The organism is Azospirillum agricola (genome assembly GCF_020005195.1).
In the GTDB taxonomy this organism is placed as follows: Bacteria; Pseudomonadota; Alphaproteobacteria; order Azospirillales; family Azospirillaceae; genus Azospirillum; species Azospirillum agricola.
The window spans coordinates 808365-821573 of record NZ_JAIFZR010000002.1; the positions used below are offsets into that span (position 1 = coordinate 808365).

Here is a 13209-nt window from a genome sequence, read left to right on the forward strand (position 1 = left end):
CTTACCCCACCTCGGCGAGCAGCGAGAATTCGTGACGGTCCTTGCCCTGGGCGGCGCGCTCCGCCCACGGGTCGTCCTGCGAGAAGCTCTGCGAGAAGACGAAGCGCGCGTTCAGCGCCCGGCGCTGCTCGGGGTCGTCGACCAGGACCGCCTTGATGTGGTCGAGCCCGACCCGCTCCAGCCAGGGGGCGGTGCGCTCCAGATAGCGGGCCTCCTCGCGGTAGAGCTGCATGAAGGCGCCGGTGTATTCGAACACCTCCTCCTCGGTCGCCACCTTGACCAGGAAGTCGCAGGCCCGCACATGCAGGCCGCCATTGCCGCCGACATGCAGCTCGTAGCCGCTGTCGACGCAGACGACGCCGAGATCCTTGATGGTCGCCTCGGCGCAGTTGCGCGGGCAGCCCGACACCGCCAGCTTGACCTTGTGCGGCGTCCAGGTGCCCCAGGTCAGCCTCTCCAGCTTGACGCCCAGCCCGGTCGAATCCTGCGTGCCGAAGCGGCACCATTCCGAGCCGACGCAGGTCTTCACCGTGCGCAGCCCCTTGGCGTAGGCGTGGCCGGACACCATGCCGGCGGCGTTCAGGTCGGCCCAGACGGCGGGCAGATCCTCCTTCCTCACGCCGAACAGGTCGATGCGCTGGCCGCCGGTGACCTTCACGGTGGGGATGGCGAACTTGTCGACGACGTCGGCGATGGCGCGCAGCTCCGACGCGCTGGTCAGCCCGCCCCACATGCGCGGCACGACCGAATAGGTGCCGTCCTTCTGGATGTTGGCGTGGGCGCGCTCGTTGATGTAGCGCGACTGGTAATCGTCGGCGTATTCGCCCGGCCAGGCGCACAGCAGGTAATAGTTCAGCGCCGGCCGGCACGAGGCGCAGCCGTCGGGAGTCGTCCATTCCAGCGCCTGGAAAACGTCGGTCATCGTCCGCAGCTCCTGCCCGACGATGGCGGCGCGCACCGCGTCGTGGCCGTGGCTGGTGCATTTGCACATCGGCTTGACCGTCGGGGCCGCCGTGAAGGCGTCGCCGGCGGTCAGCGCCAGCAGCGTCTCCACCGTGCCGGTGCAGGTGCCGCAGGAGGCCGATGCCTTGGTGTGGGCGCGCACCTCGTCCAGGCTGGTCAGGCCCTTTTCGGTGATCGCCTTGACGATGGTGCCCTTGCAGACGCCGTTGCAGCCGCAAATCTCCGCGCTGTCGGGGAGGGCGGCAACGGCGGCCTTAGGGTTTCCGGCGTCGGCCCCCCCGAACCCCTGGCCGAAGATCATGGTGTCGCGCTCGGCCCCCAGCTCGGCGCCGTCCTTGAGCAGCGAGAAGTACCAGCCGCCATCCTTGGTGTCGCCATAGAGCACGGCGCCCAGCAGCCGGCCGTCCTTCAGCACCAGCCGCTTGTAGACACCGCGCGCCGCGTCGCGGAAGACGATGTCCTCGGTCCCCTCGCCGCCGGAGAAGTCGCCGGCCGAGAAGACGTCCACCCCGGTGACCTTCAGCTTGGTCGAGGTGACGGAGCCGGCGTAGCCCCCGCCCCCTTCGCCCTCGGGCCCGGCCGCAAGGTCGCCGGCCAGCACCTTGGCCATCTCGAACAGCGGGGCGACGAGGCCGTAGGTCAGGCCGCGATGCTCGACGCATTCGCCGACCGCGCAAATCGCCGGGTCGCTGGTGCGCATCCGGTCGTCGACGCGGATGCCGCGCCCGCACTCCAGCCCGGCGGCCTTGCCCAGCGCCATGTTGGGGCGGATGCCGACGGCCATGACCACGATGTCGGCGGGCAGCTCGCGCCCGTCCTTCAGGCGGACCGCCTCGGCGCGCTCCGTGCCGACGATCGCGGCGGTGTCGGCGCCGCACAGCACGGTGATGCCGCGCCGCTCCAGCTCGCGTTGCAGCAGGGTGCCGGCCGAGGGGTCGAGCTGGCGTTCCATCAGCGTCGGCATCAGATGGACGACGGTGACGTCCATCCCCTTGACCCGCAGCCCGTTGGCGGCCTCCAGCCCGAGCAGCCCGCCGCCGATGACCACGGCGCGCCCGCCCTTCGCCGCCGCGTCGAGCATGGCGTCGACGTCGGCGAGGTCGCGGAAGCCGATCACCCCCGGCAGGGTCGCGCCCGGCACCGGGATGATGAAGGGCATCGAGCCGGTGGCGAGCAGCAGCCGGTCGTAGGAGAGCGTCCGGCCGCCCATCGAGGTGACGGTGCGGGCGGCGCGGTCGATGCTCTCGACCGGCTCGCCGGTCAGCAGGGTGATGTTGTTCTCCTCGTACCAGGCGCGGCTGTTCAGCACGATCTGGTCGAAGGTCTTCTCGCCGGCCAGCACCGGCGACAGCATGATGCGGTTGTAGTTGGGGTGCGGCTCGGCCCCGAAGACGGTGATCTCGTAACGGCCCGGCGCCTTGGCCAGCAGTTCCTCGACCGTCCGCATCCCGGCCATGCCGTTGCCGACGACGATCAGGCGTTCCCTGGCGGGGGCGCGGGTGTGAGCTTGCGTCTCGTCCTGTCCGACGACTGGCCCGATGGGTGATGAGAGCGGGTGATGCATGTCCATGGCGTCTGCCTCGTCTCGCTGCCGGCCTGCCGAAGGGTCAGGCACGGGGCCAAAAAGAAAGGCGTCCGAACGGGCCCGCAGCCCGCCCGGAAAGAGCGGATGCCAGCCTGTTCGGACGCCGTTGTCCGGGCGGTTCGTCGTCGAACCCTGGCCGAAGTCCGCGCTGCGTCGCCCGGATCCGGCCCTCTCGGCGGGTGTCGGCGACGTTGCCGGCGCCCGCGCTTGTCTCGCCGCTCTCTTCGCAAGCCGCGTGCCAAGCAGGGCGCGATGCGTCCCTTCGGCGGGAACGCCAGCGTTTGCGCCGGGAACGCCGCCGGTTCGGGATCAGCACCTAGGTGCCTGCTTCGGGGCCATACTTAAGTGTTGGTCACAAAACGGACAGGGCGGCCCTTGTGCGCCCCAAAAAACAGCAGTCCGCGCGAACGCCGCAGCGCGGTCAAAGGGTGGGACGGACGCAAGCGGGGTTGCCGTTGCGCTTGGCGCCATCCTGCCTTCCGCGACGGATGCCCGTTCATTGGGCATCTCCCGGTCACACCAAAGGGTCGCGCCGGTCACACCCCCGAGCGTGGTGCCCATCCGAACGCCGGCACGGTGGAGGACGTCGGCACGCCCTGACCACGGGCCCTCTCTCGGGACGTCGGAACGGCTTTTTCTTTTGGCGGAGTCCACGCCGTGCCGCTGGCAATCCCGCCATGTTCCGATTAGCTATAGATACGAACAATTCAGCCGCCCGACCGAAACGAGCGGACAGGAAGGGAGACGCGCCATGTCCAAGGCCATGCGCATCCACCAGGGGCAGTTCGGCCGCGTCGCCCTGCTCGACATGGACAACGCGCTGATCCACCACGCGCATCCCCATTGCCATGTGCTGATCAAGGCGTCGGGGGCCGACACGCAATTCGCCGTGCGCGAGGAGATCCACCCCTTGCTCGACGACACCGCCGTGCTGGTCAACAGTTGGGAGGCGCATTCCTACGCCCACCAGCCGGGCGCGCCGCGCACCGTGATCCTGGCGCTGTACATCGAACCGCGCTGGCTCGGCGAGATGCAGCGGGAATTCACCGCCAGCGGCAGCCCCGGCTTCTTCCCGCAATCCTGCGGCACGCTGACGCCCCGGATCCGCAAGCTCGCCGACCGGATGGCGGAGGAGCTGCTGTACGACGATCCCTCGGGCGACCGGATGGAGCACGCGCTGTTCGAGTTGATGATCGCCATCATCGACCGTTTTTCCGAATGGCGCAGCCTGCGCGGCACGCAGGTGACGATGCCCGCCACGGCCACCGATTTCCGCGTCCGTCAGGCGATCCGCTTCATGGCGGGCACGCTGGGCGAGGAGTTCGACGCCGGCCGGGTCGCAGCCGCCGCCGGCCTGTCGCGCGCCCACATGTTCCGCCTGTTCCAGCAGACCATGGCGATCACCCCGGCGCTCTATTTCAACGTGCTGCGCATGGAGGCCGCCATCGACGCCATGGCCGGCGGCACCGAAAGCGCCACCGAGGTGTCGGGACGCCTCGGTTTCGCGGCGCCCAGCCATTTCAGCCGCTTCTTCCGCAACCACCAGGGCGTGACCCCGACCGAATACCGCCGGGTCGTGACCCTGGTCGGCCGGATGGGGGTGGACCGGGCGCGGCCTCAATAGACACGGCCCCCGCATTCATGAAAATGAGACGCTAGGGTAATTCGCGACACCCCACGGTAAAGGGTCCACGCGCCGTCCGGTCTAGTCTTCCCCCGTAACGGGAGGACAGCATGACGGCAACCCAGACCGTTGAACGAACAGCGGAAAAGTCGCGAACCGGCGACCCCTTCGTCGGCCGCGCCATGCCGCGCGTCGAGGACGCGGCGCTGCTGACCGGCGTGGCGCGCTACGCCGACGATCTGCCGGTGAAACCCGGCACCCTGCATGCGGCGGTCCTGCGCTCGCCCCACGCCCACGCCGAGTTGCTGGGGCTGGACACCGCCGCCGCGCTCGCCATGCCGGGCGTCGCCGCCGTGGTGACGGGCGAGGACGCCAAGCGCTACGCCAGCGCCTTCCTGGTCGGCGTGCGCGCGCCGATGGAGCATTGGTGCCTCGCCGTCGACCGTGTCCGCTACGTCGGCGAGCCGGTCGCCGTGGTGCTGGCCGACGACCGCTACCGGGCGGAGGACGCGCTCGACCACATCCAGGCGCGCTACCGGCCGCTGCCGCCGGTGACCTCCATCGCGCAGGCCCTCTCGCCGGACAGCGAAGCGCTGCACCCGGCGGTCGGCTCCAACATCGTCAACAGCCGCCCGTTCCTCTACGGCGATCCCGACGCGGCCTTCGCCGCGGCGGCCCGCGTGGTGACGGTGGAGGTCGAATACCCGCGCAACTCCTGCACGCCGATGGAGTGCTTCGTCGTGCTGGCCGACTACGACGCGGCGGAGGATTCCTACGAGGTCCTGTCCAACTTCTCCGGCCCCTTCGCGGTGCATCCGGTGATGGCCCGCGCGCTGAACGTTCCGGGATCGCGGCTGCGGCTGAGGACGCCGCCCCATTCCGGCGGCAGCTTTGGCAACAAGCAGGCGGTCTTCCCCTACGTCGTCCTGATGGGCGTCTGCGCGCGGGCCGCCGGACGGCCGGTGAAGTGGGTCGAGGACCGGCTGGAGCATCTGATGGCCGCCACCTCGGCCACCGCGCGGCGGCTGCGGATCGAGGCCGCCGTGGACGCCGGCGGCAAGGTGCTGGCCCTGCGCATGGAGCAGACGGAGGATTGCGGCGCCTATCTGCGGGCGCCCGAGCCGGCCTCGCTCTACCGCAACCACGGCAATCTGACCGGCGCCTACGACATTCCCCATCTGGCCCTGACCAACCGCATCGTCGTCACCAACAAGACGCCGACCGGGCTGAACCGGGGCTTCGGCGGCGGGCAGCTCTATTACGGGCTGGAACGGCTGATGAACCGCGTCGCGGTGGAGCTCGGGCTCGACCCGCTCGACGTCATCCGCCGCAATCTGGTGGCGGCCGAATCGATGCCCCACCGCACCGCGTCCGGCGGGCTGCTCGATTCCGGCGACTACCGCGCGACGCTGGAGGAGGCGGTGCGCGACGGCGCGCTGGACGCGCTGAAGGCCCGGCGCGACGCGCTGCGGGCGGAGGGGCGGCTGTACGGCATCGGCTACGCCGCCGTGGTCGAGCCGTCGATCTCCAACATGGGCTACATCACCACGGTGCTGACCGCCGGGGAGCGCCGCAAGGCCGGTCCCAAGAACGGCGCGCAGGCGACCGCCAGCGTCGCCGTCGATCCGACCGGCGGCGTGTCGGTCAGCGTCGCGTCGGCCCCCCAGGGCCAGGGGCACCGCACGGTGCTGGCCCAGGTGGTCGCCGACGTGTTCGGCCTGCGGTTCGAGGACATCCGCGTCAACACCGACCTCGACACCGGCAAGGACGCGTGGTCGATCGCGTCGGGCAACTATTCCAGCCGCTTCGCCGGGGCCGTCGCCGGGGCGGCCCAGATCGCCGCGACCCGGCTGCGCGACCGGCTGGCGGCGCTCGCCGCCGCCCCGCTGAACACCACGCCCGACGAGGTGCGCTTCGCCGGGGGCAAAATCTTCGCGTCCGGCAACCCGGACAACGCGCTGTCCTTCTCCCGCGTCGCCGCCGCCGGCCATTGGGCGCCCGGCACGCTGCCGGACGGGCAGGAGGCGGCCCTGCGTGAAACCGCCTTCTGGACGCCGGAGCCCCTGAAGGCGCCGACCGAGGCCGATTCCATCAACAGTTCGGCCTGCTACGGCTTCATCTTCGATTTCTGTGGGGTCGAGATCGACCGGACGACCGGGGCGCTGCGCATCGACCGCTACGTCACCATGCACGACGCCGGGCGGCTGCTGAATCCGCTGCTGGTGGAGGGGCAAATCCTCGGCGGCTTCGCCCACGCCGTCGGCACCGCGCTGTACGAGGAATACGCCTACGGCGACGATGGCCGCTTCCTGTCGGGGACCTTCGCCGACTATCTGGTGCCGACCGCCTGCGAGGTGCCGGTGCCGGTGATCCTGCACCGCGAAACCCCGTCGCCTTTCACGCCGCTCGGCGCCAAGGGCGTCGGCGAGGGCAACTGCATGAGCACCCCGGTCTGCCTCGCCAACGCGGCGGCGGACGCGCTGGGCGGCGCCGTGCCGTCCCTGCCGCTGACCCCGGCCAGGCTGGCGACGCTGATCCACCCCGCCGACGAGCCGCCCCGTCCGGCCGGCACCACCCGCTCCCCATCCGCCAAGCAGCCCGTCAAGCCGGGCGGGCGCGGCCTGACCGGCGAGGGCAGCCGCGAGGTTCCGGCGACGCCCGAACAGGTCTGGGCCATCCTGCTCGATCCCAAGGAATTGGCGGCCCTTCTCCCTGGCTGCGAGGCGCTGGAGCGTGCCGGTCCCGACGCCTACCGGGCCGAGGTGGTGGTCGGCATCGGGCCGGTGCGCGGCCGCTACACCGCCGAGGTGGCGCTGTCCGACCTCGACCCGCCCAACGGCCTGACCCTGACCGGCAGCGGGGCGAGCGCGCTCGGCACCGGGCGCGGCACCGGCCATGTCACGCTGGAGCGCACCGACGGCGGCACCCGCGTCACCTACCGCTACAGCGCGGAGGTCGGCGGCAAGGTCGCGGCGGTCGGCGGCCGGATGCTCGACAGCGCGTCGCGCCTGCTGATCGGCCAGTTCTTCGAAAAGCTGGTCGCCCGCGCCGGGGGAGGCGGCGTCGCGACCGAACGCCCCTCCCTGCTCGCCCGCTTGGCAAGCCTTCTGGGAATCCGCCGATGAAGCCCGCTCCCTTCGACTATCTGCGGCCGGCGACGGTCGCCGACGCGCTGGCGGCGCTGGCCGCCGGGGGCGACGACGCCCGCGTGATCGCCGGCGGCCAGTCGCTGATGCCGATGCTGAACATGCGCCTCGTGCAGCCGCGCCTGCTGATCGACCTCGGCGGCCTGTCCGAGTTGCGCACGCTGCGCGCGGAGGACGGCTGGCTGACCATCGGCGCCGCCGTCACGCAGGCGCAGGCGCTGGCCCGCGCCACCTTGAAGGACGAGGTGCCGCTGCTCGCCGCCGCCCTGCCCTGGGTCGGGCATGTCCAGACGCGCAACCGGGGCACGCTCTGCGGATCGGCCGCCCACGCCGATCCCAGCGCCGAGGTGCCGCTCTGCCTCGTCGCGACCGGGGGAGAGGTGGTGCTGCGCAACGCCAGGCGCCGCCGCATCGTCGCCGCCGCCGATTTCTTCCTGGGGCCGCTGACCACGGCGCGCGCCGCCGACGAGATCGTGGAAAGTCTGCGCTTCCCCCTCGCCACGCCCGGTTCCGGGCATGCGTTCCGCGAGATGTCGATGCGCCACGGCGATTTCGCCATCGCCGCCTGCGCCGCCACGGCAACGGCCGAGCGGATCGGCCTCGCCGTCGGCGGGGTCGCCGACCGGCCGACGGCGCGGTCCTGGCCGCTGGCCCCCGGCGGCGCCCTGCCCGCGACGCTCGACACGGATCTCAACGCCTTCGCCTGGGATCTCGGCGGTGACGACGACCAGCACGCCAGCGCCCGCTACCGCCGCGAGCTTGTCCGCCGCATCGGCCGCACCGTTCTTGAGGAAGCCCTGTCATGCCGGTCTTGAACGCCGACGCTCGACACACCGTCACCATCACGCTGAACGGCCGTCCGCGCAGCGGGCAGGCCCACCCACGCCTGCTGCTGAGCGACTTCCTGCGGCATGAGCTGGGCGCCCACGGCACCCGCGTCGGCTGCGAGCATGGCGTCTGCGGCGCCTGCACGGTGCGGCTGGACGGTGTCGCCGTCCGCGCCTGCCTGACGCTGGCGGTGCAGGCCGACGGTCGCCGGGTGGACACGGTGGAGGGGTTGGCCGAGGCCAACCAGGGCCGGATGACCGCCCTTCAGGAGGCTTTCCGCCGCCATCACGCCCTGCAATGCGGCTTCTGCACCGCCGGCATCCTGATGTCGCTGTCGGATTGGCTGGAGCGCACCCCGAACCCCACCGAGGAGGATCTGCGCGACATGTTGAGCGGCCATCTCTGCCGCTGCACCGGCTACGCCGGCATCGTCCGCGCCGTGATGGACGTGACCGGCCAAGCAATCCCCAGCGGGGAGACCGCCCATGTTTGACCTGGGCCGCAGCATCCTCGCCAGCGCCGAACGAAGCCCCGACGCGCTCGCCATCGTCGACGGCGACACCCGCCTGACCTACGCGCAATGGCTGGACCGCATCCGCCGGCTGGTCGGCGCGTTCGACGGCTTCGGGCTCCGTCCCGGCGACCGCATCGCCACCGCCCTGCAAAACACTTGGGAAATGGCGACCATCCATTGGGCCTGCCAACTCGCCGGCATCGCCGTGGTGCCGCTGAACTGGCGGGTGAAGGCGGACGAGCTGGATTACTGCCTGCCCGACGCCGAGGTCCGCCTCCTGGTCTTCCAGGACGTGTCGGCCGAGGCCGTCGCCGCGTCCCCCGCCGCCCTCGCCCTGCCGCGCGTCGCGGTCGGGGACGCGGGACAGGAGTTGGGCGGCGGTTCCCACGCCTTCGCCGACCTGCTGGCCGGCGATCCGGCACCGCCCGTGTCGCGCGCCACGGCCGAGCATGCGTCGCTGTTCCTCTACACCTCCGGCACCACCGGCAAGCCGAAGGGCGTGCCGCGCCGCCACCGCGCCGAACGCGCCGCCGCCATCGCCCATGTCGCGCAGAACTGCTACCGGCGGGGCGAGCGGACGCTCGGCGTGATGCCGCTCTACCACACGATGGGCGTGCGTTCGCTGCTGGCGATGGCGCTGATCGACGGATGCTTCGTCGGCCTGCCGCGCTTCGACACCGCCCGCGCGCTGGAGCTGATCGCGGCGGAACGGCTGACCTGCCTGTATCTGGTGCCGACGCTCTACCATGATTTGCTGGCCGACCCGCGCTTTTCGGCGACCGACCTGTCGTCGGTGCGCAAGCTGGGCTTCGCCGGGGCGTCGATGACCGACGGGCTGCTGAAGCGGCTGGACGCCGCCTTCAAGCCGGAGCTGTTCGTCAATCATTACGGCTCGTCGGAAATCTACACCTTCACCATCGACCAGAACGCCCCGGCCAAGCCGGGCTCGGCCGGCAAGGCGGCGCTGAATCAGCGCATCCGCGTCGTCCGGCTCGGCACCCCCGATCCCGACGCCCTGGCGGCACCGGGCGAGGAGGGCCAGATCGTCGCCGACCTGAGCGGCGACGAATCCTTCGAAGGCTACTGGAAGCGCCCCGACGCCGATGCCAAGGCGCTGCGCGGCGGCTGGTACTTCACCGGCGACACCGGTTTCCTCGACGCCGACGGCGACCTGTTCGTCACCGGCCGGGTCGACGACATGATCATCACCGGCGGCGAGAACGTCTCCCCGGTGGAGATCGAAAGCGTCCTGTCGCTGCACGCGGGCGTGCTGGAGGTCGCCATCGCCGGCCTGCCCGACGAGCGCTGGGGCCAGCGCGTCGTCGCCTTCGTCAAGCGCGCCGAGGGCGTCGGGGCGGCCACGCTGGACGAGCATTGCCGCGCCTCCGGCCTCGCCAACTTCAAGCGTCCGCGCGAGTACGTCTTCCTCGACGAAATCCCGAAATCGCCGGTCGGCAAGATCCTGCGGCGCAAGCTCCAGGCCGGCGAGTTCCAGACCGAACGCCTGCCGGCCGGATCCTGACCCCCCTCATACCATCCATGGAGTGTCTACCGTGACCCCCTACCGCTTCGCCAGCGCCGACAGCCTGCTCGCCGACCTCGACGGCTTCCGCGTGGAGATCGACGAGGCCGTCGAGCGCGCCGACATCGTGCTGGACCGCCCGCCCTTCAACATCGTCAGCATGCGCCAGCGCGAGCAGTTCAGCGCCGCCTTCGCCGCGCTCGACCGCGATCCCAGGGTGCGCGTCATCGTCCTCCGGGCCGAGGGCGAGAATTTCTCGTCCGGCGGCAAGATCACCGGCTTCATGGAAATGACGCCGGAGCATGTGTCCGAGCTGGCGGTCAACATCGCCGCCCCGGAACGCTGCCGCAAGCCGGTGATCGCCCAGGTGCGCGGCTATTGCTTCGGCGTCGGCTTCGAGCTGTCGCTCGCCTGCGACTTCCGCATCGCCTCGGACACCGCGCAGTTCGCCCTGCCGGAGATGCGCATCGGCATGATCCCCGGCTCGGGCGGCTCGGCGCGCCTGCTGCACATGATCGGCATCGCCCGCACCAAGGACATGGTGATGCGCGCCAAGCGCATTCCCGGACGTCAGGCCGCCGACTGGGGCTTCGTCACCGAATGCGTCGCCGATGCCGAGCTGGAAGGCGCCGTCGCGGCGCTGGTGAACGAGCTGCGCGGCTTCTCGCCGCTCGCCCAGCGCACCATCAAGGGCGTGCTGAACAGCGGCAACAACGTCCCGGTCAACGGCGCCATCGAGATCGAGGGCCAGGCCTACGGCCGCCTGCGCGGGTCGGCGGACTTCAAGGAGGGCGTGGAGTCCTTCACCGAAAAGCGCAAGCCGGTCTTCAAGGGCGTCTGACCAGGGGCGTCTGACCAGGGGCGTCTGAAGACCGCCCGTCCAAAGCACAACCGACACAGGGAGGAAACAACAATCATGACCAAAGCCACGCTTCTCGGCACCGCCGCCGCGCTCGCCCTGCTCGGGCTCGCCGGTGGCGCGTCCGCCGCCGACCCGATCCGTATCGGCGTGGTGACGCCGCTGTCGGGCACCTACGCGCCGATCGGCCAGCAGGTCCGCTGGGGGCTGGAACTCGCCCTCAAGGAGGTCAACGCCGCCGGCGGCATCATGGGCCGCCCGGTGGAGCTGCTGTTCGAGGACGAGGAGGCGAACCCGGCGGTCGCCACGCAGAAGGCGGAAAAGCTGTTCCAGGTCAACAAGGTCGATTTCCTGACCGGCACCGTCAATTCCGGATCGACCCTGGCGGTCGGGCAGCTGGCCGAGCGCAACGACCGGCTGATCGCCACGACGGTGTCGTTCTCCGACGCCATCACCACCGACAAATGCTCGCCCAACGTCTTCCGGGTGAACGCGCGGGCGGGGCAGCAGTCGGCGGCGCTGGCGGAATGGCTGGCCAAGGACAAGCCGCAGGCCAAGGTCTACTACCTCGGTCCCGACTACGAGATGGGCCGCTCCACCGTCGCCGCCTTCAAGGCGGCGGCGGAGAAGACCGGCGCCCAATCCACCGGCGAGGTCTTCGCCCCGCTCGACAGCAAGGACTACTCGCAGTATTTCGGCCAGCTCCGCGCCGCCCGGCCGGCCGTGCTCTACACCTCGACCGCCGGCAACGACACGGTGCGGCTGCTGACGCAGATGAGCGAATACGGGCTGCTGCGCAACCTGACCGTGGTCGGCGCCTCGGGCACCGTCACCGCGCAGAACATCGGCGCCATCGGCAAGGCGGCGGACGGCTTCGTCACCGGCGTCGGCTATTCGGCGGAACTCGACACGCCGGAGAACAAGGCCTTCGTCGCCGCCTTCCGCAAGGCCTACAACGCCGCCCCCGACCTGTACGGGGCGGACAGCTACGGCCTGCTCGCCTTCTACAAGGCGGCGGTCGAGAAGGCCGGAACCACCGAGACGGCCAAGCTGCGCGAGGCGATGCGCGGCCTGCAATGGCCGACGCCGCAGGGCCTCAAGACCATGCGCGGCGGCGACCATCAGGCGATCCAGGACATGTACGCGGTGCGCGTCACCGAGGGCCGCTTCACCATCGTCGGCACGGTCCCCGGCGAGGCCGCCATCGGCCCGGACCTCTGCGCGCGGTTCTGACCCCGACCAGTCCTCCCATTCCCGGACACCGACCCATGGCCGAGACCATCGACTATCTGCAATTCATCCTGGCGCCGCAGGCGCTGAACGGGCTGTCGCTCGGCGTCGCCGTCGTGCTGATGGCGTTGGGGCTGACGATCATCTTCGGCCTTCTCGACGTCATCAACATGGCCCATGGCGAGTTCTACGCCATGGGCGCCTTCCTGGCGCTCAGCCTCGCCGGGCTGGGCGTCGGCTTCTGGGCGCTGCTGGTGCTGGTGCCGCTGCTGATGATCCCCATCGGCTGGGCGGCGGAGCGCTGGCTGATCCAGCGGGTCTTCCACAGCCGCGACCGCCACATCCTGACCCTGCTGCTGACCTTCGGGCTGGGCATGATCCTGGAGGACGTGCTGAAGCTGGTCTACGGCCCCAACACGATGCGGCCGGAGACCCCGATCGCGGGCGGCACCGAGATCCTCGGCATGTTCCTGCCCAACTACCGGCTGTTCCTGATCGGCTTCGGGCTGGCGCTGATCGCCGCCGTGTGGGTGGTGGTGTTCCGCACGCGGCTGGGCGCCATGGTGCGGGCGGCGGCCTTCGACAAGGACATGGCGTCGTCGCTGGGGGTGCCGGTGCGCCGGGTCTACGCCGGAACCTTCGCCTTCGGGGTGGCGCTGGCCGGCCTGTCCGGCGTGCTGCTGGCCCCGATCTATTCGGTGTTCCCGACCATGGGCCGCGATTTCATCCTGATGGCCTTCACCGTCGTCATCGTCGGCGGCATGGGGTCGATCCAGGGGGCGGTGGTCGCCGGGCTTCTGCTGACGCAGGTTCAGGCGATCTCCAGCCTCTACATCTCGCCGGTCTGGTCGGATCCCCTGGTGTTCGGGATCATGGTGCTGGTGCTCATGGTCCGGCCGCGGGGCCTGTTCGGGAGGTTGGGCAATGCGTGAGGCCGT

9 protein-coding genes are annotated in these 13209 nt (G+C 70.6%); 8 read left to right on the plus strand and 1 reads right to left on the minus strand.

Annotated features, from left to right (window positions below; translation table 11 throughout):
* Position 1: 1 nt before the first annotated feature.
* Positions 2 to 2533: a nitrite reductase large subunit NirB gene (gene nirB / locus JN22_RS06540; RefSeq protein ID WP_179166061.1), complete on the minus strand. Its 2532-nt coding sequence runs from the start codon at positions 2531 to 2533 to the stop codon at positions 2 to 4.
* A 766-nt stretch (positions 2534 to 3299) separates the two neighbouring features.
* Here nirB and JN22_RS06545 point away from each other — a divergent pair.
* The 8 genes from JN22_RS06545 to JN22_RS06580 all read left to right on the plus strand — a co-directional run bounded on the left by JN22_RS06545 (position 3300) and on the right by JN22_RS06580 (position 13203).
* Positions 3300 to 4172, plus strand: coding sequence for an AraC family transcriptional regulator (locus tag JN22_RS06545; protein ID WP_085553132.1), 873 nt, complete (start codon positions 3300 to 3302; stop codon positions 4170 to 4172).
* Positions 4173 to 4282: 110 nt separating this feature from the next.
* Complete coding sequence (locus JN22_RS06550; protein ID WP_085553133.1) at positions 4283 to 7297, plus strand: xanthine dehydrogenase family protein molybdopterin-binding subunit; 3015 nt, start codon at positions 4283 to 4285, stop codon at positions 7295 to 7297.
* The gene (locus JN22_RS06555) at positions 7294 to 8133 is read left to right on the plus strand and encodes an FAD binding domain-containing protein (RefSeq protein WP_085553134.1); all 840 of its coding nucleotides are present in this window, start codon (positions 7294 to 7296) and stop codon (positions 8131 to 8133) included. The genes JN22_RS06550 and JN22_RS06555 overlap by 4 nt, the downstream gene beginning before the upstream one ends.
* Positions 8121 to 8639, plus strand: coding sequence for a (2Fe-2S)-binding protein (locus tag JN22_RS06560; RefSeq protein ID WP_085553135.1), 519 nt, complete (start codon positions 8121 to 8123; stop codon positions 8637 to 8639). The genes JN22_RS06555 and JN22_RS06560 overlap by 13 nt, the downstream gene beginning before the upstream one ends.
* Entirely contained in the window at positions 8632 to 10182 is a 1551-nt protein-coding gene (locus JN22_RS06565) for an AMP-binding protein (RefSeq protein WP_085553136.1), read from the plus strand. The genes JN22_RS06560 and JN22_RS06565 overlap by 8 nt, the downstream gene beginning before the upstream one ends.
* Before the next feature lie 31 nt (positions 10183 to 10213).
* Entirely contained in the window at positions 10214 to 11023 is an 810-nt protein-coding gene (locus JN22_RS06570) for an enoyl-CoA hydratase/isomerase family protein (protein ID WP_085553137.1), read from the plus strand.
* A gap of 75 nt (positions 11024 to 11098) precedes the next feature.
* Positions 11099 to 12274, plus strand: coding sequence for an ABC transporter substrate-binding protein (locus JN22_RS06575; protein ID WP_085553138.1), 1176 nt, complete (start codon positions 11099 to 11101; stop codon positions 12272 to 12274).
* Positions 12275 to 12309: 35 nt separating this feature from the next.
* Positions 12310 to 13203, plus strand: a complete 894-nt coding sequence (locus JN22_RS06580) for a branched-chain amino acid ABC transporter permease (RefSeq protein ID WP_085553139.1) — start codon at positions 12310 to 12312, stop codon at positions 13201 to 13203.
* Positions 13204 to 13209: the final 6 nt, after the last annotated feature.

Bases quoted from the DNA above. Each gene is read 5' to 3' on its own strand.
- JN22_RS06555 (WP_085553134.1), top strand. From the start codon at position 7,294: ATGAAGCCCGCTCCCTTCGACTATCTGCGGCCGGCGACGGTCGCCGAC.
- JN22_RS06565 (WP_085553136.1), top strand. From the start codon at position 8,632: ATGTTTGACCTGGGCCGCAGCATCCTCGCCAGCGCCGAACGAAGCCCC.
- JN22_RS06560 (WP_085553135.1), top strand. From the start codon at position 8,121: ATGCCGGTCTTGAACGCCGACGCTCGACACACCGTCACCATCACGCTG.
- JN22_RS06550 (WP_085553133.1), top strand. From the start codon at position 4,283: ATGACGGCAACCCAGACCGTTGAACGAACAGCGGAAAAGTCGCGAACC.
- JN22_RS06580 (WP_085553139.1), top strand. From the start codon at position 12,310: ATGGCCGAGACCATCGACTATCTGCAATTCATCCTGGCGCCGCAGGCG.
- JN22_RS06575 (WP_085553138.1), top strand. From the start codon at position 11,099: ATGACCAAAGCCACGCTTCTCGGCACCGCCGCCGCGCTCGCCCTGCTC.
- nirB (WP_179166061.1), bottom strand. From the start codon at position 2,533: ATGGACATGCATCACCCGCTCTCATCACCCATCGGGCCAGTCGTCGGA.
- JN22_RS06545 (WP_085553132.1), top strand. From the start codon at position 3,300: ATGTCCAAGGCCATGCGCATCCACCAGGGGCAGTTCGGCCGCGTCGCC.